Raw genomic sequence first — 25,753 nt, 5'->3', positions numbered from 1 at the left:
TGCCTAACCTTTCTGTGGCGGGCGCTCGGCCACCGTGGTTTCCACTTCCAGCAACCGACCGTCGCGCTCGATGCCCAGGGTCAGCTGCTCGCCGGGGGCGTGGCCGGCGATCAGATCCAGGGCCTGGGCGGCGGAGACCACGGGCTGACCGTCGATGCTAACCAGCAGGTCGCCCGGCTGGATGCCCGCGCGGTCCGCCGGTCCGCCCTCGAGAACACCCGAGATGAGCAGCCCCTTGCGGTAGCGGAAATGGAAGGATTCGGCCAGTGCAGGGGTGACCTCCTGGCCGTTGACCCCGATCCAGCCGCGGATCACCCGCCCGTGTTTCGTGATCTGTTCGAGCACGGTGCGCGCGATGCGTACCGGGATGGCAAAGCCGATGCCGTGCGAGCCCCCGCTCTCGGAGAAGATGGCGGTGTTGATGCCCACCACCTCGCCGCGTGCGTTGATCAGCGCGCCGCCGGAGTTGCCTGGATTGATGGCTGCGTCGGTCTGGATGAAGTTCTCGATCGCCGCGATGCCGAGCTGGTCGCGGCCGGTAGCGCTGACGATGCCCAGGGTCACGGTCTGGCCGACCCCGAAGGGGTTGCCGATGGCCATCACCACGTCACCCACCCGCAACTGGTCAGACCGGCCGAGCGCAGCGACCGGCAGATGGCTGCCGGCGGCCTGCAGGACCGCGAGGTCGGTCTCCGGGTCGGTACCGACGATGCGTGCGGGGAAGTGGCGCCCGTCGCGCAGCACCACCTGGACCTCGCTTGCGCCGCGGATCACATGATTGTTGGTCAGGATGTACCCGTTTTCATCTACGATGACGCCCGAGCCCAGGCTGTTCTCGCGCCGGTAGGTGGGCTGGCGCAGCTTGTCACCGAAGAAGCGCCGGAACAACGGGTCTTCGAACAGTGGGTTGGGCTTGCTGCGGGTGACCTTGGTAGCGAACACGTTGACGACCGAGGGGGGGCGCGGGCCACGGCGTCGGCATAGGAGACCGGCCCCTCGGTTGCCGGCGGCGGGGGCGTGCTCTCGTCGCGGGGGCTCAGCAGCTCGGGACGCAACAGCAATACAATGAAGGCTGCGGCCAGGCCGGTGGCGATGGATGTGAACAGAAAGGCGGCGACGCGATAGAGTTTCATCGGTGAGGGGCGGGTCTGTACCATGGGTTTTGGCGACATAGGTTACGGAATCGGTCGCCGCCTGTCGCTATCACGGAGTGTCCTGACATATGAATATCCGCGAACTGGCGTCGTGGTGTGACGATTATCTCGCTGTCGAACGGTTTTCCGACTATTGCCCCAATGGCCTGCAAGTCGAGGCCGGCGAGCAGGTGCAGGTCGTGGTCAGTGGGGTGACGGCCAGCCTGGCGCTCATCGAGGCGGCCATCGAGCGCGAGGCCGATGTGCTGCTGGTCCACCACGGTTACTTCTGGAAGAACGAGCCAGCGCCGCTGACCGGCATCAAGGGTCGGCGGGTACGCGCACTGATGCGTCATGGCATCAGCCTCCTGGCCTATCATCTGCCGCTGGATGCCCATCCCGAGGTTGGTAACAACGCTGGCCTGGGACGCGCCCTCGGGTTCCACGGCGCGCCGCTGGAAGAAGGTTCCCTGGTGTGGGGCGCGACCCTGGATCAGCCGCTGGAAGGCGCCACGCTCGCCGACCAGGTGGCCGCTGCGCTGGGGCGCGAGCCGCTGCGCCTGGGCCCGGAGCGCCCGATACGCCGCATCGCCTGGTGTACCGGTGCGGCGCAGGGGGCTCTGATCGAGGCCGCCGAGGCCGGATTCGATGCCTTCATCAGTGGCGAGGTGTCCGAGCAGACGTATCACCTGGCACATGAGCTGGGGGTCCTCTATCTGGCAGCGGGGCATCATGCCACCGAGACTTTCGGCGTGCGGGGGCTCGGCGAGGTGCTGGCCGAACGCTTCGGACTGCGGCACTATTATGTAGAGTTGGACAACCCCGTTTGATATCGATCAGTACCCGCAGTCTTGACCGGGGATTCGCCTTGGGCGAAAATCCCCGCCCAATCGGGGTATATCAGAATATTCTTACATCTTATTCGGTCCGGGTCACCCCGCCTGCCTGTTCAGGCTTGGACCGTGGGGAGCGATTCATGAGTTCAGAAGGCGTAGACCTCAAGAAACGCCGCTTCCTCACTGCCACCACGGCAGTGGTCGGAGCGGTTGGTGCAGGGTTTGCTGTAGTCCCCTTCATTGCCAACTGGAATCCGTCCGAGCGGGCCAAGGCGGCCGGTGCGCCCGAAGAGGCGGACATCAGCCGCCTGGAGCCGGGCGCTCTGTTGCGCGTGAAGTGGCGTGGCAAGGTGTGTTGGGTGGTGCATCGCACCGAGGAGAACATCAAGGATCTGCCGACGCTCGATCCGATGCTGTCCGATCCGACCTCCGAAGTGCCGCATCAGCCCGAGTACTGCAAGAACCCGACGCGCTCGATCAAGCCGGAATACCTGGTGGCCATCGGTATCTGCACCCACCTGGGTTGCTCGCCGACCTATCGCCCGGAAATTGCGCCGGCCGATCTCGGTCCGGAGTGGAAGGGTGGTTTCTTCTGCCCCTGCCACGGTTCGCGGTTCGACCTGGCTGGCCGGGTCTTCAAGGGCTCGCCGGCGCCGACCAATCTGAACATTCCGCCGCACAAGTATCTGTCGGACGACAAGATCCTGATCGGCGTTGACCAGGAGGCAGGAGCATGAGCTTGATTAGCTGGATCGATGAGCGCTTTCCGCTGACCAAGGTGTGGAACGAGCACCTGGCCCAGTACTACGCGCCCAAGAACTTCAATGCATGGTATTTCTTCGGCTCGCTCGCCATGCTGGTGCTGGTCAACCAGATTGCCACCGGTGTCTGGCTGGCCATGGCCTACAAGCCGGACGCCAACCTGGCCTTCGGTTCGGTCGAATACATCATGCGCGACATGGACTATGGCTGGCTGCTGCGCTACATGCACTCCACCGGTGCGTCGGCCTTCTTCATCGTGGTCTATCTGCACATGTTCCGCGGCCTGATGTACGGCTCCTACCGCAAGCCGCGCGAGCTGCTGTGGATCATCGGCCTGATCATCTATCTGGTGATGATGGCCACTGCCTTCTTCGGTTACCTGCTGCCCTGGGGACAGATGTCCTACTGGGGCGCCCAGGTGATTGTCAACCTGTTCGCGGCGGTGCCCTTCGTGGGTGACGATCTCTCGCTGTGGATTCGCGGTGACTACGTCATCTCGGATGCGACCTTGAACCGCTTCTTCGCACTGCATTTCCTGCTGCCGTTCATCCTCGCAGCGCTGGTGTTCATCCACATCGTGGCGCTGCACAAGGTGGGTTCCAACAACCCGGACGGCATCGAGATCAAGAAGGGTCCCAAGGGCAACCGCTGGAGCCCGGACGCGCCGGCCGACGGCATCCCCTTCCATCCGTACTACTCGGTGAAGGACATCTTCGGCGTGGGCGTGTTCCTGATCTTCTTCACCGCGGTGATCTTCTTCTGGCCCGATTTCGGTGGCCTGTTCCTCGAGGCGCCCAACTTCGAGCCGGCGAACCCGCTGAAGACCCCGCCGCACATCGCGCCGGTGTGGTACTTCACCCCCTTCTACGCCATGCTGCGGGCGGTGCCGCCGATGTTCAACTCGCAGTTCCCGGGCGTGGTGGTGATGTTTGCCTCCATCCTCATCATGTTCTTCCTGCCCTGGCTGGACCGTTCGCCGGTCAAGTCCGTGCGCTACAAGGGGCCGCTCTTCAAGTTCGCACTGGCCGTGTTCGCCGTCACCTTCGTGGTGCTGGCTTACCTGGGCCTGCAGCCGGTAACGCCGACCAAGACCTTGCTGGCCCGCATCTTCACGGGCGTCTATTTCGCGTTCTTCCTGTTGATGCCTTGGTATTCGAAAATCGACAAGACCAAGCCGGTGCCGGAGAGGGTGACCCAATGAAAAAACTGATTGCTGTAATTGCCTTGGCACTCCTGCCGGTCGCTTCGATGGCCAACACGGGCGAAGGCGTGAAGCTGGAGTCGGCCAACATCGACCTGCACAACGAGGCGGCCATCCAGCGTGGTGCCAAGTACTTTATCAACTACTGCATGGGCTGCCATTCGGCTCAGTACGTCCGTTACAAGCTGTTCACCAAGGTCGGCCTGACCGAGCAGCAGATCAAGGACAACCTGATCTTCAACGGCAGCAAGGTGGGCGGTCTGATGACCAATGCCATGGCCGGCGACTACGCGGCCACCGCCTTCGGTGCCCCTGCGCCGGACCTCACGCTGGAGGCCCGTCGTCGCAGCGCCGACTGGATCTACACCTACCTCAAGAGCTTCTACACCGATCCGTCGCGCCTGACCGGGGTGAACAACGTGGTGTTCCACAACGTCGGTATGCCCAACGTGCTGTGGGAGCTCGAGGGCATCAAGGACCCGGTCTATCGCTACGAGGTGCACGAGGGCGGGCACGTGGTCGCCGAGTTCGAATCCGAGGCCAAGGCCAGGGAGCTGGGTGAAGGGGCCCGTGTCGAGAAGGTGGTGGACCATTTCAACCCGGTCCGCCCGGGCAAGATGAGTGCCGGCGAGTTCGACCAGGTGGTGCGTGACCTGACCACCTACCTGAGCTACATCGCCGAGCCGATCAAGCTCGAGCGGCAGCGCCTGGGTGTCTGGGTATTGCTGTTCCTGGTGATCTTCACCGTGCTTGCCTACGTCACCAAGAAGGAGTGGTGGAAGGACGTGCACTGATCTTCGCCAGGGGCTCCGGGCCGCGCCTTTAAGGGCGGTCCGGGGGGCGGCCACAGGAAAGGCGCACAGTTTGTTATACTCTGCGCCTTTTTTGTGGTCCGCGACACAGGCGCCGGCCGCCCGCCAGACGACAAGGAGATGCGAGGATGACCGTAGTACCCAGCAGAAGAGCCACGATGACCCTCTTTTCCGACCCGGCCAGCATCTACAGTCATCGGGTACGGCTGGTGCTCGCAGAGAAGAACGTCACCTGCGAGATCGTGGATGTCGACCCGTTGGAGCTGCCGGAAGACGTGGTGGATCTCAACCCCTACGGCACCCTGCCCACATTGGTCGACCGTGAACTGGCGCTGTACGATTCGCGCATCGTCTGCGAGTACATCGACGAACGCTTTCCCCATCCGCCCCTGTTGCCGGTCGATCCGGTCTCCCGCGCAACCACCCGCTTGTACATGTTTCGCGTGGAGAACGACTGGTATCCGCTGGTCGATACCATCCTCGCCGGGGGCAAGGCGGCCACCAAGGCACGCAAGGAACTGAAAGAGGGGTTAGTCGCCGCCGCCCCGGTGCTGGCGGCCAATCCCTTCTTCATGAGCGAGGAATACACCCTGGTCGATGCCACCCTGACGCCCCTGCTGTGGCGTCTGCCAATGCTGGGCATCGAGCTGGGTGGGGCAGCCGGCAAGCAGGTCAATACCTATGCCGCACACATGTTCAAGCGCCCCGGGTTTGCCCGCAGCCTCAGCGAGGCCGAGCGCGAGATGCGCGGCGGGTGAGATGACCTCCAATCGGCCCTACCTGATCCGTGCCCTTTACGAGTGGCTGGTGGACAACCGCCAGACGCCGTATTTTCTCGTGGACGCCGATCGCGAAAACGTGATCGTGCCGCGCGATTATGTCGAGGACGGGCGCATCGTGCTGAATCTGGCGCCGGGCGCGGTGCGCGATCTCGATCTGGGTAACGATTTCATCCGTTTCTCCGCGCGCTTCTCCGGGCATGCCATGGAGGTGATCTTTCCGCCCAGCGCGGTGCTGGGGGTCTATTCGCGCGAGAACGGCCAGGGGATGCTGTTTCCCGACGAAGACCCGCAAGGTCCTTCGGACGACACCCCGCCCGAGCCACCTGCCGGCGGTCGCCCCGCCCTCAAGGTGGTCAAGTAGCGCCTGCCAGGGGGTGTGGGGAAGCCCTGCGGGAAGGGCAGGGTGTGTGACAGGTGCGCAGGAGATCCGCCCCGGAGCCGGATATTCGCGGCGAGGACGCCGCGCCTTCCCGTAGGAGGCCCGTCCTCGGGCCGAATCATTCACGCCGGGAATACCGTTACCTCTGCAGGAGGTCCATCTCCGGGCTGCCCCCTTTGCCGGCGCAAGGGCGGTTGACGATGTGAATCACGGTCCCTTGCGGGGGCGGCGGAAGGGCACCACCTTGCTGTCCGCCTCGTGCGGTGCCGGTGTGGCCGGCTGTGGTTCCTCGGGTTCGTCGAGTACCACCTGCTCGACCTCGGTACCCAGCAGGATCAGCCAGGCCGTGTGCCGGCCACTACCCTCACGGCTGTAGTCGAAGCTGAACATGCGGCGGAAGCGCAGGCCGGCCCGGGTCCAGCGCAGGCCCATGCGGCGCAACACCACCGTGCCGTCGAGGAACTGCAGGCCGCGCCGGTTGCACAATGCCTGCCCCAACCGTGTGGCCAGCTCGCGCGCCCGCGCACCGTCGGCCCAGAGGCCAGCGAGAATTCCGAACACAACGATAAGTAACAGGGCTGTTGCCATCCCTGCATTGTGTCACATTCGACCGCTGGTCAACTCAGACGGTCGAGGCGCAGGCGTTCGCGGTTGTCGAACAGCCGGTGCGAGGCGATGAGTACCGCACTGGCGGCACCCAGGGCGGTGCCCGCGGCGATCAGGAACAGGATCAGGATCTGGTAGCGCGCCGCCAGCAGGGGGTCGCCGCCGGCAAGGATCTGGCCGGTCATCATGCCGGGCAGGCTGACCACGCCGGCGGCCGCCATGCTGTTGAGAATGGGGATCAGTCCAGCGCGCAGGGCGGCGCGCCGGATATCGCCAATGGCCTCGATGGCGCGTTCTCCGAGCATCAGTTGGGCCTCGATCTCGCCTTGCCGGTTCCAGGTTTCGCGCCCCAGGGTGTCCATGGCCACGGCGATGCCCGTCATGGTATTGCCCAGCAGCATGCCCAGCAGCGGGATCAGATACTGCGGATGAAACCAGGGGTTCGGCTGCAGTATCACCTGTACGGTGATCAGGGCGATGCTCACCGAGGAGAGCAGCATCGACAGGGTGCCCGTGCCGTAGCCCCACCAGCCCTTCAGGCGCCGGCTCTGGCGCGACCACACCTCGTAGCCGGCGACCGCCAGCATGAAGCCGGCGACCGCCGCGATCAGCCAGGGCGAGAGGGTGCGAAAGAGCTGCTGCAACACCAGTCCCAGCAGCGAGAGCTGAACGGCGGCGCGCACCGCGGCCACCAGCAGGCGGCGTTCCACTCCCATTTGCAGGCGCCATGAAAGGGCGCCGGCGAGTGCCAGCAGGGAAGCGGCCAGGCCGAGCTCGAATCCCCCGAGCGGGATCACCCCCCCGTTCATTGCAGCCGCCCCTCGACGAGGCGGTGTTCGGCGTCGCCCACCCGTGCGCGTTGTGCCGGGTCGTGGCTGACCCACAACAGGGGCGCCTGCCGTTCGCGGGCGAAGTCACGCAACAGCTTCTCCATGCGTTCCGTATTGGCGGGGTCGAGGTTGGCGGTCGGCTCGTCGAGCAGCAAGGCTTCGGGTTCGCGCGCCAGGGCGCGCAGCACCGCCAGGCGCTGGCGCTCGCCGGTGGACAGGCGGCGCACCGACCAGTCGAGCACGTCACGTTCGAAGCCGAGCGCGGCCAGCATGTCTTCGGCCCAGCGTGCGGCGTGCGGGCGTACCGTCTCGGCCCACCAGTGTGATTCGGGCGGAACATAGATCACCTGGCGTCGCCATTGCGCGGCGGGCAGGCGCTCGCGGACCCGATCGCCCAGCCAGACCTGGCCGTTATTGGGGTCGAGGTCGGCGATGGCGCGAAGCAGCAGGGTCTTGCCGCTGCCCGAGGGGCCGTGCAGGCAGAGGATGTGGCCGCCGGGCACCCGCAGGTCCGTGATGTGCAGGCCGGGGCGTTCCAGTCGTTCGATCCACAACTCGGCCATCAGCGGCGCTCGTACACCAGGTCCCATACCCCGTGCCCCAGGCGCAGCCCGCGTTGCTCGAAGCGGGTCAGCGGCCGGTCTTCGGGGCGGGGCACGAAGCGGCCGTCGGACGCGGTATTGTGCAGGGCGGGACAGGCATCGAGCACCTCGAGCATGTGCAGGGCATAGTCCTCCCAGTCGGTCGCTGCGTGGAAGAAGCCACCTGGTACGAGCTTGCGCGCCAGCAGTTCTGCGAAGGCCGGCTGCACGATACGCCGCTTGTGATGGCGTTTCTTGTGCCAGGGGTCGGGGAAGAACAGGTAGGCCCCGGCGAGCGCAGCGTCGGGAATCATGTCGCCCAATACCTCGACCGCGTCATGACGCAGCACGCGCACGTTCTCGCTGCCCTGTTCTTCCAGCCGGCGCAGCAGGTGGCCAACTCCGGGGGTGTGGACCTCGATGCCCAGGTAGTTGCCCCCGGGATGGCGCTGGGCCATCTCCGCCAGGGCGTCACCGTTGCCGAAGCCGATCTCGAGGTATACCGGGTGTTCGTTGCCGAACAGCGCGGGCAGGTCTAGTGGCCCGGGGCGGTAGTCGAGGCCGAAACGCGGCCAGAGGCGCTCGAAGGCGCGTCGCTGGCCCGGGGTCATGCGCCCGGTGCGCAACACGAAGCTGCGCACCGGGCGGTGCGGACGGGTCTCGTCGTTCATTCAGTCGAAGAACAGGCCGTCGGTCGGCGAGGAGGCCGAGGCGAAGCGACGCGGTGCCATGCGCCCGGCCAGGTAGGCCTCGCGCCCGGCCTGGATGGCCTTCTTCATGGCCGAGGCCATCAGTACCGGATCATTGGCTGCGGCGATGGCGGTGTTCATGAGCACGCCGTCGCAGCCCAGCTCCATGGCGATGGCCGCGTCCGAGGCGGTACCCACGCCGGCGTCGACCAGCACGGGGACATTGGCGTTCTCTACAATGGTGCGGATGTTCAGCCGGTTGCGAATGCCCAGACCCGAGCCGATGGGGGCAGCCAGCGGCATTACTGCCACACAGCCCATCTGTTCGAATTCGCGTGCCATGATGGGATCGTCATTGGTATAGACCATGACCTTGAAACCGTCGGCGATCAGCTCCTCGGCCGCCTTCAGGGTGGCGATCACGTCGGGGAACAGGGTCTTCTCGTCGCCCAGCACTTCCAGTTTGACCAGGTCGTGGCCGTCGAGCAGCTCGCGAGCCAGCTTGCAGGTGCGTACCGCGGTCTTCGCATCATAGCAGCCCGCGGTATTGGGCAGGTAGGTGAACTCGTCCGGCGGCAGCACCTCGAGGATGTTGGGCTCGTCGGCGTTCTGGCCGAGGTTGGTGCGGCGCACCGCGATGGTCACGATCTCGGCGCCGGAGGCGTCGATGGCCGCCCGGGTCTCGGCCATGTCCTTGTACTTGCCGGTGCCCACCAGCAGGCGGGAATGAAAGGTCCGCCCGGCGATGACGAGCGGGTCTTGCGGGGTGTCGTTCATGGCGAGTCCTGCTTCAGCCGCCGCCGATGGCCTGCACGATCTCCACGCGGTCGCCGTCGCACAGCCTGTGTGTGCCGTGTTCGCTGCGCGGCACCAGCTCGTCGTTGACCTCGATGGCGATGCGCTTGCCGATGAGGCCGAGCTGTTCGACCAGTTGCGCCAGTGTGAGGTCGTCGACGAGCCGTTCGGGCTGGCCGTTGAGGAGGATCTGCATTTCGGGGGCGGTTTCGATGACGAAATGGAAATACAGGGCAATCTTACACTAAACTGCGCGGACTCAAGGAGAGGGGGAGATGTCACCCGGCCGGCCAGAAGCCGGGGTAATCGAGGGGGGAGTACGTGGCCAGACTTCACGAAAACCTGATTTCACCTGATCATGCGCGCACGCTGGACGGCCTGTTTGCCCTGCGCATCCGGCGCAGCCCGGAGCGCCCGGCCTACGTGTATCACGACCGCGAGGCCCGGGAGTGGCGCGAACTGAGTTGGCACGACATGGGCCGGGTGGTGGCGCGCTGGCAGCAGGCCTTTGCCGCCGAGGCCCTGCAGGAAGGCGACCGCGTGGCCCTGCAATTGCGCAACTGCCCCGAGTGGGTCATGTTCGACCAGGCGGCCCTGAGCCAGGGCCTGGTCACGGTACCGCTGTATACCGACGACCGGCCCGACAATATCGCCTATATCCTCGAGGAGGCGGGCGTGCGCCTGCTGCTGGTGCAGGACGCCGGGCGCTGGCGTCGCCTGTCGAAGGTGATCCCCGACGAGGGGCCTCTGCAGCGGGTGCTGCTGCTCGACGACAGCGAGGCCGCGCGTCAATTGGCCGCCGAGGACGAGCGGGTGCGCCTGATCTCCGACTGGCTGCCCGCGCAGGCCGGTGAACTGCGCGTGCGCAAGGACACCGATCCGCACGCCCTGGCCTCCATCGTCTATACCTCGGGTACCACGGGGCGGCCCAAGGGCGTGATGCTCAGTCATCACAACATGCTCTCGGTGGCGCATGGCGGGGTGACCATGCTCAATGTCTACGAGGAAGACAGCTTCCTCTCTTTCCTGCCCTTGTCGCACACTCTGGAGCGCACGGCCGGGTACTACCTGCCCATCATGACCGGTTCCACCGTGGCCTATGCGCGTTCGGTGGCTCAGCTTGCCGAAGACCTGCAACAGATACGGCCCACGGTGCTGATCGCGGTGCCGCGCATCTTCGAGCGGGTGCATGCCCGGCTCGCCGAGCAGATGGCGAAACGCGGCGGCCTGGCGCCGTTGCTGTTCCGTGCTGCCACGTGCATCGGATGGCAGCGCTTCCTGCGCCAGCAGGGGCGTGGCGGCTGGACGCTGGGGCAACTCCTGTGGCCCCTGCTCGATCGCCTGCTGGCCAGCAAGGTGCGCGCCCGCCTCGGTGGGCGGTTGCGCGCCGCGGTCAGCGGGGGGGCGGCGCTCAGCGAAGAGGTGGCGCGGGTGTTCATCGCCTTGGGGATCCCCATCGTGCAGGGCTATGGCCTGACCGAGACCTCGCCGGTGGTCAGCGTGAACCCGCTGGAGAACAACATCCCGGCCAGCGTTGGCCTGCCGATCCGTGGCGTCAAGGTGCGCATCGGCGAGAACGACGAACTGCTGGTCAAGGGGTCCGGGGTGATGCAGGGCTACTGGAACAACCACAAGGCCACCGCCCAGGTCATCGACCCGGACGGCTGGCTGCATACCGGAGACCAGGCGCGCATCGGCGAGACCGGGCACCTGTACATCACCGGTCGCATCAAGGACATCCTGGTGCTGTCCAATGGCGAAAAGATCCCCCCGGGCGACATGGAGATGGCCATCCAGCTGGACCCGTTGTTCGAGCAGGTGATGGTGGTTGGCGAGGGCAGGCCCTACCTGGCGGCCCTGATCGTGCTCGAGGCCGATCACTGGCCCGGCTTCGCCCAGGACCTGGGGCTGGACCCGCTCGACCCCGACTCGCTGCGCGACGAGAAGGTGCTCAAGGCCGTGCAGCGTCGGGTGCAGGCGGCGCTCAAGGATTTTCCCGGCTATGCCAAGATCCGCCGCGTATTCCTCACGCTGGAGCCCTGGACCATCGACGACGGCCTGATCACGCCCACGCTCAAGGTCAAGCGTCCCAAGGTGATGGAACGTTACGCCGCCGAGATCGAGGCCTTGTACGATGGCGGGCCTGCCGGTTGAACCGCGAATGTCGTACAATCTGTCGCACGCGGGTGTAGTTCAATGGTAGAATAGGAGCTTCCCAAGCTTCTAACGTGGGTTCGACTCCCATCACCCGCTCCATTTCTTCCTTCTCCACAATGTCATTGATTCGCCTGTTCGAGGTCCTGTTGGCCGCGGCCATGCCGGTGGTGGCGCTGGCGGTCAGCGCGCGCCTGTTGCTGTCGGCCGGGCGCGCGGTGGCGCGGCGACGAGCCAGTATGGCGTTGATCGCATTGCTCGGTATGGCAGGCATGCTGCTGGCTATGGCGGCCGTGCTGGGGCCGGCCTTTCTGCATGGCCTGGGCCGGGGTGGGCCGGAGGGCTGGCAGGCGTTGCTGTTGCTGACAGGCCCGGCCATGATCGTCTTCGGGAGCGGCCTTGCGTTGTGGCGACTGGCACAGGCGCTCGACCGTCGCGGTGAGCCGCGAGACTGAAGGTGACGGGACGGTCTGCCGTCCCGCCGGTGAATCGATCAGTGCACGCTGCCGAAGGACAGGTCCGTGGTGCTCGGCGGCAGTGGCAGGCCGGCGATCTTGCAGGCCTGGTAGATCGGACCGTGCGGGAACAGGCGGTACAGGTAGCGCTTGCCCCCCTGTTCGGCGAAGCGTCTGGTCAGCGCCTTGAGCACGTGCCGGGCGCTGCACGAGGCGCCACGGGCCTTGCAGTGGTGGCGCAGGAAGTGAATGACCTCCCAGTGGGCATCGGTCAGTTCGATGCCTTCTTTCTGGGCCAGCTTCATGGCCTTTTCCCTGGTCCAGTCTTCGAATCCTTCCGGCAGGTCCCTGCGCTCGGTCACCAATGGGGATGTATGTTGCATCGAAATCGTTCCTCCAATCTCACTCTGGGTCGTGTTTCGGGGGCCGATTGACCCCGGTGGCCGCCCCTCTCTCGAAAGAGAGGGGCGACTCACCCTTCAGGTATAGACGCTGCGGAGGGAATTACCAAGTAAACAACTTGGTTATTTGTCGGGTGCACGGTATGCCCGACCCGGCAGGGGCCGGCAAGTGTCGGGTCAGGCAGGGCTTTTCGAGGGGTTGCCGGCCAGCGCCTCGCGCAGGTATTTCACCAGTGCCTCGGCGGTATCGGCGTGATGTACCAGCGAGTGGATCTTTCCGTCACGCCCGATGACGTAGATGATGGAAGAGTGGTCCATGGAATAGCCCATGGCGGAATCTTTCATCGGCACCTTCTCGTAGATCACCAGGTAGCGTTTCGCGACCTTGGCGATTTCCTCCGGGCTGCCGCTCAGGCCGACTGCACCGGGGTAGAAATAGCGCGCGTATTCGCTGGCGATCTGCGGGGTGTCGCGTTCGGGGTCGATGCTGACGAAGATCGGCTGGATCTGTTCGCGTTCCTTCTCGTCGAGTGCCCGCATCGCCTGCGAGACCTTGGTGAGCGCGGTGATGCACACGTCGGGGCAGCGGGTGTAGCCGAAGTACAGGGCCACCACCTTGCCGCGGAAATCGCTCAGGCTGACCGGCCCCTTGTCGGATTGCAGGGTGAAGTCACCGCCGAGGTGGGCATAGGGGTCCTCGTCGTCGCCCGGTGATTGCAGGCCGAACCAGATGCCGAGGGCGATGCTGGCGAGGGCAACAATGAGCAGGGGGAGCTGTTTCATGGGCGGTTTCTCGCGGTGGCCGGGATGGGGACATTGTAGCGGAAAGCCCGCGGGATTCGATGGCGGGCCGTTCTGTCGTTTCCGGCGGGTGGGGACGGGAGAGGCAGCGCGGGGCGAGTCGTTCAGGCCTCGGGCTCGAACGGTGTCTCGCAGCGGGTGCCGGTGCAGCGATAGACCAGCAGCCGCCCTGGCTCGGCTCGCTTGGTGGCGAGGGCGGGCGATAGCTGTGCGTCGTCCGGGATGCGGTATACCAGGTCCCCGGGAACCAGCGATTCGGGCTGCCAGGCATCGAGCGACTCGGTACTGCCGCGTGCGATGTGGATGGTCGGTGGGTCGAGTGCCAGGTCCAGCGCGTCGAGCAGGCCAGTGGCTGTGTGAGGGGTGTGGCGCAGCGAGTCGGCGGCGGGGAACACGCCTTCTGCGGCCTCCAGGTAGCGCGGTTCTGCCAGCAGCCAGCCGAGCAGCAGCAGGGCGCGGGCGGCGATGGCATTGCCCGAGGGCAGGGCGTCGTCGCTGAAGGGGCGTGGCCGCACCGGCAGGGTCTCGTGGTCGTCGGCGGTGAAATAGAAGCCGCCCTGGTCGGTATCGGCAAAGTGTGTGAGCAGGCGTTCGGCCAGTTCGACGGCGAAGCCGAGATGGGTGTCCGACCAGCGTGCCTGCAACAGCTCGAGGATGGCATCGATCAGGTAGGCGTGATCGTCCAGGTAGGCGGGGAGCCTTGCCTCGCCGTCGCGGCTGGTGGCCAGCAGGCGCCCATCTTTCCAGTGATGCTGGTACAGGAAGTCCAGGGCGCGTGCGGCCGAATCGATCCATTCGGGGCGGTCGAGCAGGCGCCCGGCACGGGCCATGCCGTGGATCATCAGCGCATTCCAGCTGGTGAGCACCTTCTCGTCCCGCCCCGGGTGCACGCGCTGCTCGCGCGCGGCAAACAGGGTCTCGCGCGCGCTCTTCAGGTGATGCCGCACGGCACGCGGGGGCAGGCCAAAGCGTTCTGCCAGGGCGTCGGTCGCGGTGGTCACGCGCAGGTGCCAGCGTCCTTCGAAGTTGGCCGGACCATCGAGCCCGAAGCGTGCGGCGAACAGGTCGTGGGTGGGTTCGTCGAGCAGGCTGGCCACCTCCTCGCGGTCCCAGAGATAGAAGCGGCCTTCCTCGCCCTCGCTGTCGGCGTCCAGGCTGGACCAGAATCCGCCCTCTGGCGATTGCATCTCGCGCAGTACCCATTCGGCGGTACGCTCGCAGACGTGCCGGAACAGTGGCCGCCGGTCGTCCAGCGCCCAGGCTTCGGCGTACAGCGCCAGCAGCGGGCCGTTGTCGTAGAGCATCTTTTCGAAATGCGGGATCTCCCAGCGCTCGTCCACCGAGTAGCGGTAGAAGCCGCCGCCGAGCTGATCGAAGAGGCCGCCCTCGGCCATGCGCTCGAGGGTGAACAGGGCCATGTGCCGTGCCTCTCCGTGCCCGTGGTGCGCGCCCTGGTGCAGCAGGAAGGAGAAGGTCGCCGGGTGGGGAAACTTGGGGGCCTGGCCGATGCCGCCATGGGTGGGGTCGAAATGCCGCGCCAGTTCGTGCAGTACCTGCTCGATGGTCTCACGTCCAGGGCGCTCGCCGGCCGTGGTGGTCTCCAGTCGCGTCAGTGCCGCGCGCATGGCGTGGTTCTGTTCGCCGATGGCCTCGCGCTGTTCGCGCCAGGCGCGGTCGATCGATTCGAGTACCTGGCTGAAGGACGGCAGACCGTGGCGGGACTCCGGCGGGAAATAGGTGCCGGCGAAAAACGGCGTGAGGTCGTGCGGGTCGAGGAATACCGTCAAGGGCCACCCGCCGGGACGCTGTGCCAGCAGCTGGTGGGCGTTCTGGTAGATGCGGTCCAGGTCGGGGCGCTCCTCGCGGTCCACCTTGATGTTGATGAACAGCCGGTTCATCAGTTCGGCGGTGGCAGGGTCCTCGAAGGACTCGTGGGCCATCACGTGACACCAGTGGCAGGCCGAATAGCCGATGGACAGCAGGATCGGGCGGTCGGTGCTGCGCGCCTCGCTCAGCGCCTCCTCGCACCAGGGCCACCAGTGCACGGGGTTGTCCGCATGCTGTTGCAGATAGGGGCTGGTGGCGTCGGTAAGGCGATTCTGGCTCATGCCACCATCATAGGCGCCGGGGAAGGGTGGGGAAACGTCGCGATTGCAGGGGTTTCTCGTGAGCGGCTGCGAATTCCGCCGGTTCTCGGGATGCCGGTGAAATATCCGGGTTGACACGATTTTCCGCCCGGCACAGGCAGTTTCCGGAACGTTTCACCCGGGTTTTTGGGCGCTCCCGCCCTTCGGGTGCAGGGGGGCGGTGCGCTTGTGCGGGGGGCTTTGTGGCCTTGGCGCTGCTGTGATTTGCCGGGTGGGCTCAGCGCCCGATGATCGAGCCGAGGATGCCTCGCACGATACGCCGCCCGATGCTCGAGCCGATCGAGCGCGCCACCGACTTGGCCATTGCCTCGAGCACGCCCTGGCGACGGCGCCCGCCACCGCGCGTGCGACGCTCGGCGGCCTTCGTTTCCTTCTCGCGACGTCTGCGTTCCTCTTCGGCCTGCAGTTCGGTGCGGCGTCTTTCTTCGAGTTCCTGCTCGCGCTTCCTGAGCCGTTCATAGGCCGATTCGCGGTCGATGGCCTGCTCGTACAGGCCCTTGAGCGGTGAGCGTTCGCGCAGTTCGCTGCGTTCTGCATCGCTCAGCGGGCCAATGCGCGAGCGCGGCGGGGCCATGAGGGTGCGCTCGACCACCGATGGCACGCCCTTCTCGTCGAGGGTGGAGACCAGGGCCTCGCCCACGCCAAGCCGGGTGATGGCCTCGAAGGTGTCGAAGGCGGGGTTGGGACGGAAGGTCTCGGCGGCGACCTTCACCGCCTTCTTGTCGCGGGGCGTGAAGGCGCGCAGGGCGTGCTGGATGCGGTTGCCGAGCTGGCCGATGACCTCGTCGGGCACGTCATTGGGATACTGGGTTATGAAGAACACGCCCACGCCCTTGGAACGGATGAGGCGCACCACCTGGGTGATCTTCTCCAGCAGCGCCCTGGGGGCGGTGGAGAACAGCAGGTGCGCCTCGTCGAAGAAGAACACCAGGCGCGGCCGCTCGGCGTCGCCGCGCTCGGGCAGTTCTTCCATGAGTTCCGAGAGCAGCCACAGCAGGAAGGTGGCGTAGATGCGCGGCGAGTGGTACAGCCTGGTGGCATCGAGCAGGCTGATCACCCCGCGACCGGAGAAGTCGGTCTGCATCAGGTGCTCGATGTGCAGGCCGGGTTCGCCGAAGAACTGCTCGCCGCCCGACTCCTCGAGCACCAGCAGGCGGCGCAGGATGGCGTTCACGCTGGTGCGCGAGATGTTGCCGTATTCACGACCCAGTTCCCTGGCGTTGTCGGCCACCCAGTTGAGCATGGCGCGCAGGTCCTTGAGGTCGAGCAGCAGCAGGCCTTCGTCGTCGGCCACCGCGAAGGCGATGTGCAGGATGCCTTCCTGGGTCTCGTTGAGTTCCAGCAGGCTGGCCAGCAGCAGTGGCCCCATCTCGGAGACGGTGGTGCGCAGCGGGTGGCCCTTGTCGCCGAACAGGTCCCAGAACAGGGTCGGGCAACCCTCGAAGGCATGGCCCTCGATGCCGATGTGGTCGATGCGTTCGTCGATCTTCGGATGTGGCTTGCCGGCGGTGGCCAGTCCGGAGAGGTCGCCCTTGATGTCGGCTGCGAACACGGGCACGCCGAGGCGCGAAAAGGACTCGGCCAGCACCTGCAGGGTGACGGTCTTGCCGGTGCCGGTGGCGCCGGTGATCAGGCCGTGGCGGTTGGCCATGGCGGCATCCAGCACGATCTGGCGCTCGCCATTGCCGCCGAGCAGGAGGGTGTTGTCTTCCATGGTCGATGATTCTCCCTGTTTGTCGCAGTATGGCGACACGCAAGCCATTGCCGCATCGGGCCCCGGGCCCCGGGTACGCCGTAAACTGGCGGCTCGGATGCGAGCCGGAGGAGGCAATACAATGAGCGAACTGGTGCAACAACTGATGAGCAGTCTGGGCGTGGATCAATGGCAGGCCGAGGGTGGCCTGGGGCTGACCCTGAACCTGCTGCGCGACAAGCTGGGCGGCGATTTCTCGCAATTGGGCGAGGCCCTGCCCGAGGCGGCGCAACTGGCCGATCAGGCCCCCGTCACTGGTGGTGGGGGCCTGCTGGGCATGGCCGGTTCGCTGCTCGGTGGCGGCGCCGGTGACCTGGCGAAGCTGGCTGATGGCTTTTCCGGTCTGGACATGGATGCCTCGATGCTCGGGCGCTTCGTGCCCCTGCTGAGCAGTTTTCTCGAGCAACGAGGTGGCGGCGATCTGGCCCGCCGTGTCGGCGACCTGCTGGGAGAATGAGTCATGCGCTGGCGTGGTCGCAGGCAGAGCAGCAACATGGAGGATCACCGTTTCGACGCGCCTGTCGGCGGTGTTGGCGGCATCGGACGTCTCGGCGGTCTGGGTGGAGGCGGTGGTGGCCTGCTGCGCCTGTTGCCGCTGCTGTTTCGTGTGCTTGGACCCAAGGGCACCCTGCTGGCGGCACTGGCCCTCGGCGCCTGGATGTTCTTCGGCGGCGGTGACCTCGGCAGCCTGCTTGGTGGCGGGGGCGTGGCGACCCGGCCTGCGGCCACCCAGACCGGGGGCAAGGCCTCGGCCGCCGAACAGGAGCAGGTTGCGTTCGTCAAGACGGTGCTTGCCGATACCGAGGATACCTGGCATGCGCTGTTCCGCCAGGCGGACAAGGCCTATCGAGAACCCACCGTGGTGCTGTACCGCGGCGCGGTGCGCTCGGCGTGCGGACTGGGACAGGCGGCGATGGGTCCCTTCTATTGCCCGGGCGACCGGAAGGTTTATCTCGACCTGGGTTTCTTTGACGAGCTGGCACGCCGCCACGGTGCGCCCGGGGATTTCGCCCAGGCCTACGTGATTGCGCACGAGATCGGCCATCACGTACAGAACCTGCTCGGCATCTCCGGCAAGGTGCACCAGGCGCGGCAGCGTGTGGGCAAGGTCGAGGGCAACCGCCTGTCGGTGCGCCTGGAGTTGCAGGCCGACTGCTATGCCGGGGTCTGGGCGTACCATGCCAGCCGTTCGCGGCAGTTGCTGGAGGCGGGCGACATCGAGGAAGGCCTGACCGCGGCCAACGCCATCGGTGACGATCGCCTGCAACGCGAGGCTACCGGGCGAGTCTCGCCCGATGCCTTCACCCACGGCAGCTCCGAGCAGCGCATGCGCTGGTTCACCCGGGGCTACGAGCAGGGCAGCTTCACCGCCTGTGACACCTTCGGCAGGGATGTGCGACTCTAGATCCATGATGATCGACTTCCTCGCTGAACTGCCGCGCCAGCGCTGGCCCTGGCTGCTGCTCGCCACCACGGCGCTGGGCCTGGAGCTGACCGCCCTCTATTTCCAGTACGGCATGGCGCTCGACCCCTGCGTGCTGTGTGTCTACGAGCGTGTCGCGGTGGCGGGCATTCTGCTCGCGGGACTGCTGGGGGCCGTGGCGCCGCAGGTGTTGGTCGTGCGACTGTCGGCCCTTCTGTTGTGGCTGTTGTCCGCCGGATGGGGGTTGTCGCTGGCCCTGGAGCATGTCGGCATCCAGTGGGGCGAGGTGGATCTGCGCTGTACCTACCTGGCCGACTTCCCCTCCTGGGCGCCACTGGATGTCTGGTGGCCGGCGGTGTTCCAGCCCACGGGGCTGTGTGGCGAGGTGCAATGGGCCTTTCTTGGCCTGAGCATGCCGGGCTGGATGGCAGTGATCTACGGCCTCTATCTGCTGGCCTGGTTGCTGGTGACCGGTGCCGGGCTGGGGCGAATGGCACGACGCTGAGATCGCCCCGATCTGGTACCCTTGCGGCCCTTTCGTGTTACCGGATCGCTCCATGTCTCTGCCTGTCTTGCGTTTCAAGCCTCACCAGGACCGCCGTCTGCGTGCCGGCCACCTGTGGGTCTATTCCAACGAGATCGACACCGCGGCCACGCCGCTCAAGGGATTGGCGCCGGGCCAGCCGGTGGTCATCGAGAACGCGCGTGGCCGCTTCATCGCTCATGCCTATGCCAACCCGCATTCCCTGATCTGTGCACGCATCACCAGCCGCGACCGTGAGCATCCGCTGGACCGTTCGCTGTTGGTGCATCGCCTGAAGATCGCTCTGGCCCTGCGCGAGCGTCGTTATGCCAGGCCTTTTTATCTGCTGGTGTTTGGCGAGTCCGATGCTCTGCCGGGTCTGGTGGTGGACCGCTACGGCGATCACCTGGTGGCCCAGATCGGCACCGCCGGCATGGAGCGGCTGCGCGAGGACATCGTGGCGGCCCTGGACAAGGTGCTCTCGCCGGCCTCGATCCTGTGGCGCAACGACAGTGCGGTGCGTGAACTCGAGGGCCTGGAGCGTTATGTCGAGGTGGCGCACGGTCGTGTGCCCGACCGGGTGGTCGTCGAAGAAGGAGGCTGTCGTTTCGAGGTGTCGCCCAGCGAGGGTCAGAAGACCGGCTGGTTCTTTGATCAGGCGGCCAACCGTGATCGGCTGATGCCGCAGGTCGAGGGTGCGCGGGTGCTGGATGTGTGCAGCTATGTCGGGGCCTGGGGTGTGCGCGCGGCGCATGCGGGCGCGCGCGAGGTCGTTTGCGTGGACGCCTCGGCCCGTGCGCTGGAAGGGGTGCGCGAGAATGCGCAGGCGAACGGCGTGGCAGATCGCGTGGATGGCTTGCAGGGTGATGCCTTCGATACCCTGCGCATGCTGAAGGCCGAGGGCGAGCGTTTCGACGTGGTGGTGCTGGATCCGCCGGCCTTCATCAAGCGGCGGAAGGACATGAAAGAGGGCACCCTGGCCTATCGGCGGCTGAACGAGGCGGCGATCAGCCTGGTTTCGCGCGACGGTCTACTGGTGACGGCGTCCTGTTCCTCCCACATGCCCCGGGACGAACTGCTGCGCGTGGTGCAGCAGGCCGCACGTCACGGCGATCGTTACCTGCAGCTCCTCGAGAGCGGCCAGCAGGGGCCGGATCACCCAGTGCATCCCGCCATCCCCGAGACGGCCTATCTGAAGGCGTTTTATCTGCGGGTGTTGCCTGGCATGTGACCCCGGCCGTTTCATTGGGTGCGCGGGTTGCGTGCGGCCAGGCGGCGGATTTCTTCGAGAATGCGTCGGCGGTCGTACTCCGGCAGGCCCATCCACAGCTCGGCCACCTCGCGCGCGTCGTCGGTCAGCGGTGTGGCCTTGTCGTCACCGAACATCAGCCAGGCCGGGTTGACTTCGAGCACCGCCGCGATCTCGTCGATCTTGCGCGGACGCAGGCTTTTGCCGTTTTCGATCTTCTGGATCACGGCCTGGTTGGTCCCGGCCTGCACGGCGAGCTGTTCTTGCGTCCATCCCATCTGGCGCCGGCAGTAGCGCAGCCGTTCCCCCAGGGTGCGCAGATGCACAGGCGGTCGTTTCCTTTCGTTCATGCTCATCAGCCTCATAACCAATTTCTCTCGTGGTGTCACGGGGTGTGCTGGGGCTAACGGCGGTGCGGAGAAAAACTTGAGTTGCCAGGGGATTTCAGGAATTTCGATCAGGGCACGCCCAGGCTGCGATAGAGGCGGCAGGCCGCGATGCGGCGGTCGATCAGGCGGATCGCGGCGCGATAGCGGGGGGAGTCCAGGTCGCGGTAGTCGTGCCGGAAGTGATCGAGTTGCAGTCCTTCCGCCAGCGCATCGATCGGTGGCATCAGGTCGTCTTCGGTGACATCCGTGGCCATCAGCGCCTGCAAGGCGGTGGCCGTGTCGGGATGGACCGCTAGGGCACCGAAACGGCTGCCTGCGCGGTCGGCCGCCAGGCCGAGCAGGGGGGCGGCCTCGCCGGGGCGTGCCTAGGCCGCCAGTACTCCGAGCAGGGCACGGTTCTCGCCGACCGCATTCCCGTAGGTCTGTGCGCGTTCTCGCGCCAGGGCGAAGAGCGGGGGCAGCACCTGGACCAGACGCTGGTCCGACGACGCGTCGGCCGCCTGTTGTCGCAGTTGCGCGATGTAGATGGCGTTCAAGTCGCGATCGGCGCCACCGAGCATGTCGTAGGCATGCGCTGCGAGTTCCTGGCTCCAGCGATAGCGCAGGTGCAGGCGGCCTTTCTCCAGCCAGAGGGTGTCGATCAGGCTGCGCGCGACGCGGAATTCCGGACTCTGCGCGGCGCGCTCCAGCAGTCGGGCCAGCAGCCAGCGGGCGGTCGGCTGGGGAATGGTGAAGGGACCGGCTTGCATGCGCACCAGCACCGGATGTCGTTGCTGCTCCTGGAGTGTCAGCGCCAGGTTGAGCCAGGGGCGGCTGGGCAGTCCGGGGATGCGCAACGTGGCCTCGGCGCGTAGGCGGTCTTCTTCGATGGTCACGCGTACGGCACTTTCGAAATGACGTTGCAGCAGCAGGCGCGCGGCCACTTCCAGGTCGCGGGCAATGAATACGAGCTCGCGCCGGTCTTCCTGCCTGCCGGCCTGTTGCTGGTGTTGGTGCAGCAATCGGCGGGCCTGCAACAGGTCCTGATGCGACAATGCGGATTGTTCACTCACCAAGGGGGTGGGTGAGAGCGCGAGCCAGAACAGCAGGGCGGTGGCCAGGGGGCTGAGCAGGATCAGCCAGAGAAAAAGCTTCAGCAGGGTACGCATGGACTGTCCGTTGATCCTCGAGGCAGCCTAGCCGGTGGGCCGGGGCCTGTCCACCGGCGGCATGTGAGCGGTTTCACTGATACACTTGCGCGCCATGCAATATCCTGCTTTCGATCCTGTCATCCTGCACCTGGGGCCTGCCGCGGTGCGCTGGTATGGCCTGATGTACCTGCTGGGCTTCGCCGGGGCCTGGCTGCTGGGTCGGCGGCTGGCGCGGCGGCCGGGCAGTGTGATCGATGAGCGGCAGCTCGAGGATCTGATCTTCTTCGGCGCCCTGGGGGTGATTGTTGGTGGTCGTCTGGGCTATATCCTGTTCTACGATTTCGGTCGCTGGCTGGACGACCCGCTGGCGTTGCTGCGTATCTGGGAAGGTGGCATGTCCTTCCACGGCGGCCTGCTGGGGGTGTTGGTGGCAATGGCCTGGTTTGCCCGGCGCCAGGGGCTGCGCTTTCTGCAGGTGACCGACTTCATTGCCCCACTGGTGCCGATCGGTCTGTTCTTCGGGCGCATCGGCAATTTCATCAACGGCGAGCTGTGGGGGGCGCCCACCCACCTGCCCTGGGGCATGCGCGTGCCGTGTGCAGGCCATCTCGACCTCTGCCTGAACAAGCTGGGGTTGCCGCCAGGCACGCCCGAGACGCCACCGCTGCACCCCAACCAGCTCTACGAGGCCGGGCTGGAGGGGCTGGTGCTGTTCGCCCTGCTGTGGTGGGCGGCGCGCCGCCCATCGGGCATGGGATTCCTGTCGGGCTCGTTCCTGCTCGGTTACGGGGTGTTCCGTTTTCTGGTCGAGTTTGTGCGCATGCCGGACTCGCACATCGGCTACCTGGCCCTCGGCTGGCTGACCATGGGCCAGCTGCTGTCCTTGCCGATGATCCTGTTTGGGCTGTACCTGGTATACCGATCACGAAGGATGAGCTCATGAAAGCGTATCTCGATCTGCTGCGTCACGTGCGCGAGCACGGCGTGTCCAAGGGCGACCGCACCGGTACCGGCACCCAGTCGGTGTTCGGCTACCAGATGCGTTTCGACCTGGCCGAAGGTTTTCCGCTGGTCACCACCAAGCGCATCCATTTCAAGTCGGTGGTCCATGAACTGCTGTGGTTCCTGCGCGGTGATACCAATACGCGCTACCTGAAGGAGCACGGGGTGCGCATCTGGGACGAATGGGCCACCGAGGACGGGGAGCTGGGGCCGATCTATGGCTATCAGTGGCGCTCCTGGCCGGCGCCAGACGGACGGCATATCGATCAGATCGCCCAGGTGATCGAGCAGATCTGCAACACGCCCGATTCGCGGCGCATCATCGTCTCGGCCTGGAACCCGGCCGATCTGCCCGACGAGACCATCCCGCCACAGGAAAACGTGCACCGGGGCAAGATGGCGCTGGCGCCCTGCCATGCCTTGTTCCAGTTCTATGTTGCCGAGGGGCGCCTGTCCTGCCAGCTTTACCAGCGCAGCGCCGACGTGTTCCTGGGCGTGCCCTTCAACATCGCCAGCTACGCCCTGCTCACCTGCATGATCGCCCAGGTCACGGGTCTGCAGCCGGGTGAGTTCGTCCACACCCTGGGCGATGCCCACATCTACAGCAATCACCAGGAACAGATCGCCCTGCAGCTCACCCGCGAGCCCTACCCCCTGCCACGTCTGCGCCTGAATCCTGCAGTGGATGACCTGTTCGCCTTCGGCTACGAGGATATCGAGCTGGTCGACTACCAGCACCATCCGCACATCAAGGGTGTGGTCGCCGTCTGAGTCGGTTTCTTTTGTTGACCAGGATCAGGTGACGGAGAACTTTCCACTCGTCAGAGCATCAGAAGAGACTAATCTTCTAATGCACACATTGACAGGAGGTACCGTCATGAACGCTGAGGCACTCACCATCGACTGCGGGCAGATCCGCGAACTGGCCGAAGAGAACAGCCGCGAAATGGAAGTCATCATCGAGATGCTGATCGAGGCCGAAGAAGAACTCTGTGAAGAGCTGGCCGCCTGAACGTCACAGGCGCACGAGGAGACCCGTCCCGGAAGGACCGGGACGGGTTTGATACGATGGTGGCATGTCTGCCGTCGTTCCCAAGCTGTCGATCATCGCCGCGGTCGCCGATAATGGCGTGATCGGTATCGACAACCGCCTGCCCTGGCACCTGCCCGCCGACCTGGCGCATTTCAAGCGGCTCACCCTGGGCAAGCCCATCCTCATGGGCCGCCGTACCTGGGAGTCCCTGCCCGGCCTGCTGCCGCACCGTACGCACGTGGTGATCAGCCGCAATCCCGATTACCGCGCCGAGGGTGGTTTCGTGGTGACCTCGCTGGACCAGGCCATCGAACAGTTCGGCGATGTCGACGAGTTGATGCTGATCGGTGGCGCCCAGCTCTACGCCCAGGCCTTGCCGCGCGCGGCGCGTCTGTATCTCACCGAGGTACATATCGAGCCCGAGGGTGATGCCTTCTTTCCCGCCATCGATCCAGCCGAATGGCGCGAGGTGGAACGCATCGAGGGGCGGGTGGACGAGCGCAACCCCATCCCCCATCACTTCGTCACCTATCAGCGTTCGTCCCAGTAACGCTGCATCTCCACGTACAGGAAGGAGGCCGACCAGGTGATCAGCACCAGGCCGGCGAGCGCCTCCATGCCGGCGGTATAGCGCAACAGCCCAATCGGTTCGATGTCGCCAAAGCCCAGGGTGCTGTAGGTGGTGAAGGAGAAGTAGGCCGCGTCCAGCAGCGAGCCGTCGAAGTTGCCCTGCAGGTGTCCGAAGCCCTCGCTGTGATGCATGAACCAGTAGCCCAGGCCGAAGATCCAGATCTCCACCGAGTGCGCCACCAGTGCCGCCAGCACGCCGAGCAGGATACGTGGGCGGTGATGCCGGCACAGGCGTGGGATGGCGTCGGAGGTGCGGATCAGGAACTCGTAGTGCACGATCACCACAGTGGTGATCAGGGTCATGTTGAGCAGGGTGGTGGCCAGCAGGGTATTCATCGCCAGCTTGCGACTGCCTCGCGGAAGAACTCGGGCTGAGCGAAGGCCGCGCGATGGATCTCCGCATTGTAATAGCGGGTGGCAAAGGGCTTGTCACGGGCGTCCGCCTCGCGGAACCCGGGCAAGCTGTCGGCCTTGCCGCCGATGGTGGCCGACCACCAGCCGGTGGGATAGATGGGCTGCGGGAAGAACAGGGTCTGCACCGCGCGGAAGCCCGCGGCCCGGTAGCTGCGGTACATGCGCTCGAGGATGGGCAGATGCGCCAGCGGCGACTCGCTCTGCTGCACGATCAGACCGTCCTCGCCCAGGGCGCGATGACAGGCGGCGTAGAACTCGGTGGAGAACAGCACCTCGCCGGGGCCTATGGGATCGGTGGAATCGACGATGATCACGTCCAGCGAGTTCGGCTCGGCATCCTTCATCCACTGGATGCCGTCGATGAACAGCAGCTCGGCGCGCGGGTCGTCGTTGGCCTCGCACAGCTCGGGAAAGAACTGCTCGGAGACCCGGGTCACCCGCTCGTCGATATCGATCTGCACGCAATGCTCGACCCCCGGGTGACGCAGTACCTCGCGCAGCGAACCGCAGTCGCCGCCGCCGATGATGGCCACCCGCTTCGGATCGGGATGGGTGAACAGCACCGGGTGGGTCATCATCTCGTGGTAGAGGAAATTGTCACGGGTGCTCACCATGGTGAAGCCGTCGATCACCAGCAGGTGCCCGAAGCCTTCGGTCTCGTAGACCTCGATCTTCTGGAAGGCGGACTGCTCTTCGTGGAGCTTCTTGCGGACCTTCAGCGAAAAGGCCGACTGGATCTCTTCCTCGATCTCGGTGAACCAGTTTTTGTCAAGCGCCATGAACCTACCTCCGGTTGCGTTTCGCGCACCATAGCGAGCGACTGCTGGGGGTGCAACAGGGCAA

Annotated in this window: 32 protein-coding genes and 1 tRNA gene; 17 read left to right on the top strand and 16 right to left on the bottom strand. The window is 65.7% G+C overall.

The window, feature by feature from the left end:
- Positions 1 to 3 precede the first annotated feature (3 nt).
- Positions 4 to 942, bottom strand: coding sequence for a S1C family serine protease (locus EBS_RS11435; RefSeq protein WP_331711234.1), 939 nt, complete (start codon positions 940 to 942; stop codon positions 4 to 6).
- Positions 943 to 1,222: 280 nt separating this feature from the next.
- On the opposite strand from EBS_RS11435, the gene EBS_RS11430 reads away from it, so the two are divergent.
- From EBS_RS11430 to EBS_RS11405, 6 genes are all read left to right on the top strand, one after another.
- Positions 1,223 to 1,963 carry a Nif3-like dinuclear metal center hexameric protein gene (locus EBS_RS11430; RefSeq protein ID WP_043108801.1) on the top strand — a complete coding sequence of 247 codons (741 nt, stop codon included), beginning with the start codon at positions 1,223 to 1,225 and terminating at the stop codon, positions 1,961 to 1,963.
- 146 nt (positions 1,964 to 2,109) lie between these two features.
- Positions 2,110 to 2,706, top strand: a complete 597-nt coding sequence (gene petA / locus EBS_RS11425) for a ubiquinol-cytochrome c reductase iron-sulfur subunit (protein ID WP_043108799.1) — start codon at positions 2,110 to 2,112, stop codon at positions 2,704 to 2,706.
- The gene (locus EBS_RS11420; RefSeq protein WP_043108796.1) at positions 2,703 to 3,932 is read left to right on the top strand and encodes a cytochrome b; all 1,230 of its coding nucleotides are present in this window, start codon (positions 2,703 to 2,705) and stop codon (positions 3,930 to 3,932) included. Before petA ends, EBS_RS11420 begins: the two co-directional genes overlap by 4 nt.
- Positions 3,929 to 4,726: a cytochrome c1 gene (locus EBS_RS11415; protein WP_043108794.1), complete on the top strand. Its 798-nt coding sequence runs from the start codon at positions 3,929 to 3,931 to the stop codon at positions 4,724 to 4,726. The genes EBS_RS11420 and EBS_RS11415 overlap by 4 nt, the downstream gene beginning before the upstream one ends.
- A 146-nt stretch (positions 4,727 to 4,872) precedes the next feature.
- Entirely contained in the window at positions 4,873 to 5,502 is a 630-nt protein-coding gene (locus tag EBS_RS11410) for a glutathione S-transferase N-terminal domain-containing protein (protein WP_043108792.1), read from the top strand.
- A gap of 1 nt (position 5,503) precedes the next feature.
- Positions 5,504 to 5,887, top strand: coding sequence for a ClpXP protease specificity-enhancing factor (locus EBS_RS11405; protein WP_043108790.1), 384 nt, complete (start codon positions 5,504 to 5,506; stop codon positions 5,885 to 5,887).
- Between the two features lie 225 nt (positions 5,888 to 6,112).
- Here EBS_RS11405 and EBS_RS11400 read toward each other — a convergent pair whose 3' ends face one another.
- Genes EBS_RS11400 through thiS form a run of 6 tightly spaced genes read right to left on the bottom strand, consistent with a single transcriptional unit; the run spans position 6,113 to position 9,602 of the window.
- On the bottom strand, positions 6,113 to 6,493 hold the full coding sequence (locus EBS_RS11400) for a DUF3301 domain-containing protein (protein WP_081999955.1): 381 nt from the start codon (positions 6,491 to 6,493) through the stop codon (positions 6,113 to 6,115).
- A gap of 29 nt (positions 6,494 to 6,522) precedes the next feature.
- Positions 6,523 to 7,320, bottom strand: coding sequence for an ABC transporter permease (locus EBS_RS11395; RefSeq protein ID WP_043108789.1), 798 nt, complete (start codon positions 7,318 to 7,320; stop codon positions 6,523 to 6,525).
- Positions 7,317 to 7,904 (bottom strand): ABC transporter ATP-binding protein, encoded by a 588-nt coding sequence (locus EBS_RS11390; protein ID WP_052199548.1) that lies wholly within the window; start codon positions 7,902 to 7,904, stop codon positions 7,317 to 7,319. Before EBS_RS11390 ends, EBS_RS11395 begins: the two co-directional genes overlap by 4 nt.
- Positions 7,904 to 8,593, bottom strand: a complete 690-nt coding sequence (trmB, locus tag EBS_RS11385) for a tRNA (guanosine(46)-N7)-methyltransferase TrmB (RefSeq protein WP_043108788.1) — start codon at positions 8,591 to 8,593, stop codon at positions 7,904 to 7,906. Before trmB ends, EBS_RS11390 begins: the two co-directional genes overlap by 1 nt.
- Positions 8,594 to 9,388, bottom strand: a complete 795-nt coding sequence (locus EBS_RS11380) for a thiazole synthase (RefSeq protein WP_043108785.1) — start codon at positions 9,386 to 9,388, stop codon at positions 8,594 to 8,596. It lies immediately after the preceding gene.
- Between the two features lie 13 nt (positions 9,389 to 9,401).
- Complete coding sequence (gene thiS / locus EBS_RS11375; protein ID WP_043108784.1) at positions 9,402 to 9,602, bottom strand: sulfur carrier protein ThiS; 201 nt, start codon at positions 9,600 to 9,602, stop codon at positions 9,402 to 9,404.
- A 125-nt stretch (positions 9,603 to 9,727) separates the two neighbouring features.
- Here thiS and EBS_RS11370 point away from each other — a divergent pair, with 125 nt between their 5' ends.
- From EBS_RS11370 to EBS_RS11360, 3 genes are all read left to right on the top strand, one after another.
- Positions 9,728 to 11,560 (top strand): AMP-dependent synthetase/ligase, encoded by a 1,833-nt coding sequence (locus EBS_RS11370; RefSeq protein WP_043108781.1) that lies wholly within the window; start codon positions 9,728 to 9,730, stop codon positions 11,558 to 11,560.
- 28 nt (positions 11,561 to 11,588) lie between these two features.
- Positions 11,589 to 11,662: transfer RNA gene (locus EBS_RS11365), tRNA-Gly, on the top strand.
- 17 nt (positions 11,663 to 11,679) lie between these two features.
- Positions 11,680 to 12,015 carry a hypothetical protein gene (locus EBS_RS11360; RefSeq protein ID WP_171816248.1) on the top strand — a complete coding sequence of 112 codons (336 nt, stop codon included), beginning with the start codon at positions 11,680 to 11,682 and terminating at the stop codon, positions 12,013 to 12,015.
- Positions 12,016 to 12,053: 38 nt separating this feature from the next.
- On the opposite strand, the gene EBS_RS11355 is transcribed toward EBS_RS11360, so the two are convergent.
- The 4 genes from EBS_RS11355 to EBS_RS11340 form a co-directional block, all read right to left on the bottom strand.
- Positions 12,054 to 12,398, bottom strand: coding sequence for a TusE/DsrC/DsvC family sulfur relay protein (locus EBS_RS11355; protein ID WP_052199547.1), 345 nt, complete (start codon positions 12,396 to 12,398; stop codon positions 12,054 to 12,056).
- A 195-nt stretch (positions 12,399 to 12,593) separates the two neighbouring features.
- Entirely contained in the window at positions 12,594 to 13,199 is a 606-nt protein-coding gene (locus EBS_RS11350; RefSeq protein WP_043108779.1) for an SCO family protein, read from the bottom strand.
- Between the two features lie 122 nt (positions 13,200 to 13,321).
- Entirely contained in the window at positions 13,322 to 15,325 is a 2,004-nt protein-coding gene (locus EBS_RS11345) for a thioredoxin domain-containing protein (protein WP_043108778.1), read from the bottom strand.
- Between the two features lie 256 nt (positions 15,326 to 15,581).
- Positions 15,582 to 17,078, bottom strand: coding sequence for a helicase HerA-like domain-containing protein (locus EBS_RS11340; protein ID WP_043108776.1), 1,497 nt, complete (start codon positions 17,076 to 17,078; stop codon positions 15,582 to 15,584).
- Between the two features lie 121 nt (positions 17,079 to 17,199).
- Here EBS_RS11340 and EBS_RS11335 point away from each other — a divergent pair, with 121 nt between their 5' ends.
- The 4 genes from EBS_RS11335 to EBS_RS11320 are packed head-to-tail and all read left to right on the top strand — an operon-like array spanning position 17,200 to position 20,294.
- On the top strand, positions 17,200 to 17,574 hold the full coding sequence (locus EBS_RS11335; protein WP_043108774.1) for a DUF2780 domain-containing protein: 375 nt from the start codon (positions 17,200 to 17,202) through the stop codon (positions 17,572 to 17,574).
- 3 nt (positions 17,575 to 17,577) lie between these two features.
- Complete coding sequence (gene ypfJ, locus EBS_RS11330; protein WP_043108773.1) at positions 17,578 to 18,522, top strand: KPN_02809 family neutral zinc metallopeptidase; 945 nt, start codon at positions 17,578 to 17,580, stop codon at positions 18,520 to 18,522.
- Positions 18,523 to 18,529: 7 nt separating this feature from the next.
- The gene (gene dsbB, locus EBS_RS11325; protein ID WP_043109773.1) at positions 18,530 to 19,045 is read left to right on the top strand and encodes a disulfide bond formation protein DsbB; all 516 of its coding nucleotides are present in this window, start codon (positions 18,530 to 18,532) and stop codon (positions 19,043 to 19,045) included.
- A gap of 52 nt (positions 19,046 to 19,097) precedes the next feature.
- Positions 19,098 to 20,294: a class I SAM-dependent rRNA methyltransferase gene (locus EBS_RS11320; protein ID WP_043108772.1), complete on the top strand. Its 1,197-nt coding sequence runs from the start codon at positions 19,098 to 19,100 to the stop codon at positions 20,292 to 20,294.
- An 11-nt stretch (positions 20,295 to 20,305) separates the two neighbouring features.
- Here the strand turns inward: EBS_RS11320 and EBS_RS13175 are convergent, their stop codons facing one another.
- The 3 genes from EBS_RS13175 to EBS_RS11305 form a co-directional block, all read right to left on the bottom strand.
- On the bottom strand, positions 20,306 to 20,668 hold the full coding sequence (locus EBS_RS13175; RefSeq protein WP_171816247.1) for a helix-turn-helix domain-containing protein: 363 nt from the start codon (positions 20,666 to 20,668) through the stop codon (positions 20,306 to 20,308).
- Positions 20,669 to 20,769: 101 nt separating this feature from the next.
- On the bottom strand, positions 20,770 to 20,955 hold the full coding sequence (locus EBS_RS11310) for a hypothetical protein (RefSeq protein ID WP_148307750.1): 186 nt from the start codon (positions 20,953 to 20,955) through the stop codon (positions 20,770 to 20,772).
- 111 nt (positions 20,956 to 21,066) lie between these two features.
- Positions 21,067 to 21,849: a hypothetical protein gene (locus tag EBS_RS11305; RefSeq protein WP_043108770.1), complete on the bottom strand. Its 783-nt coding sequence runs from the start codon at positions 21,847 to 21,849 to the stop codon at positions 21,067 to 21,069.
- A gap of 94 nt (positions 21,850 to 21,943) precedes the next feature.
- Between EBS_RS11305 and lgt the strand changes: the two genes are divergently transcribed.
- From lgt to EBS_RS11290, 4 genes are all read left to right on the top strand, one after another.
- Complete coding sequence (lgt, locus tag EBS_RS11300; RefSeq protein WP_043108768.1) at positions 21,944 to 22,774, top strand: prolipoprotein diacylglyceryl transferase; 831 nt, start codon at positions 21,944 to 21,946, stop codon at positions 22,772 to 22,774.
- Positions 22,771 to 23,604: a thymidylate synthase gene (locus EBS_RS11295; RefSeq protein WP_043108766.1), complete on the top strand. Its 834-nt coding sequence runs from the start codon at positions 22,771 to 22,773 to the stop codon at positions 23,602 to 23,604. The genes lgt and EBS_RS11295 overlap by 4 nt, the downstream gene beginning before the upstream one ends.
- Positions 23,605 to 23,710: 106 nt before the next feature.
- Positions 23,711 to 23,845, top strand: coding sequence for a hypothetical protein (locus EBS_RS14795; protein ID WP_269446334.1), 135 nt, complete (start codon positions 23,711 to 23,713; stop codon positions 23,843 to 23,845).
- A 64-nt stretch (positions 23,846 to 23,909) separates the two neighbouring features.
- Positions 23,910 to 24,416 (top strand): dihydrofolate reductase, encoded by a 507-nt coding sequence (locus EBS_RS11290; RefSeq protein ID WP_043108765.1) that lies wholly within the window; start codon positions 23,910 to 23,912, stop codon positions 24,414 to 24,416.
- Here EBS_RS11290 and EBS_RS11285 read toward each other — a convergent pair.
- Together EBS_RS11285 and speE are read right to left on the bottom strand one after the other, a co-directional pair.
- Positions 24,398 to 24,823, bottom strand: a complete 426-nt coding sequence (locus EBS_RS11285; protein ID WP_148307795.1) for a potassium channel family protein — start codon at positions 24,821 to 24,823, stop codon at positions 24,398 to 24,400. The genes EBS_RS11290 and EBS_RS11285 overlap by 19 nt on opposite strands.
- 5 nt (positions 24,824 to 24,828) lie before the next feature.
- Positions 24,829 to 25,689 (bottom strand): polyamine aminopropyltransferase, encoded by an 861-nt coding sequence (gene speE / locus EBS_RS11280; RefSeq protein WP_043108763.1) that lies wholly within the window; start codon positions 25,687 to 25,689, stop codon positions 24,829 to 24,831.
- Positions 25,690 to 25,753: the final 64 nt, after the last annotated feature.

The sequence above is a fragment of the endosymbiont of unidentified scaly snail isolate Monju genome (genome assembly GCF_000801295.1).
Lineage (GTDB): Bacteria > Pseudomonadota > Gammaproteobacteria > Chromatiales > Chromatiaceae > MONJU.
Note: the sequence above shows the minus strand (reverse complement) of the source record. Positions and strands in the feature narration are given on the sequence as shown.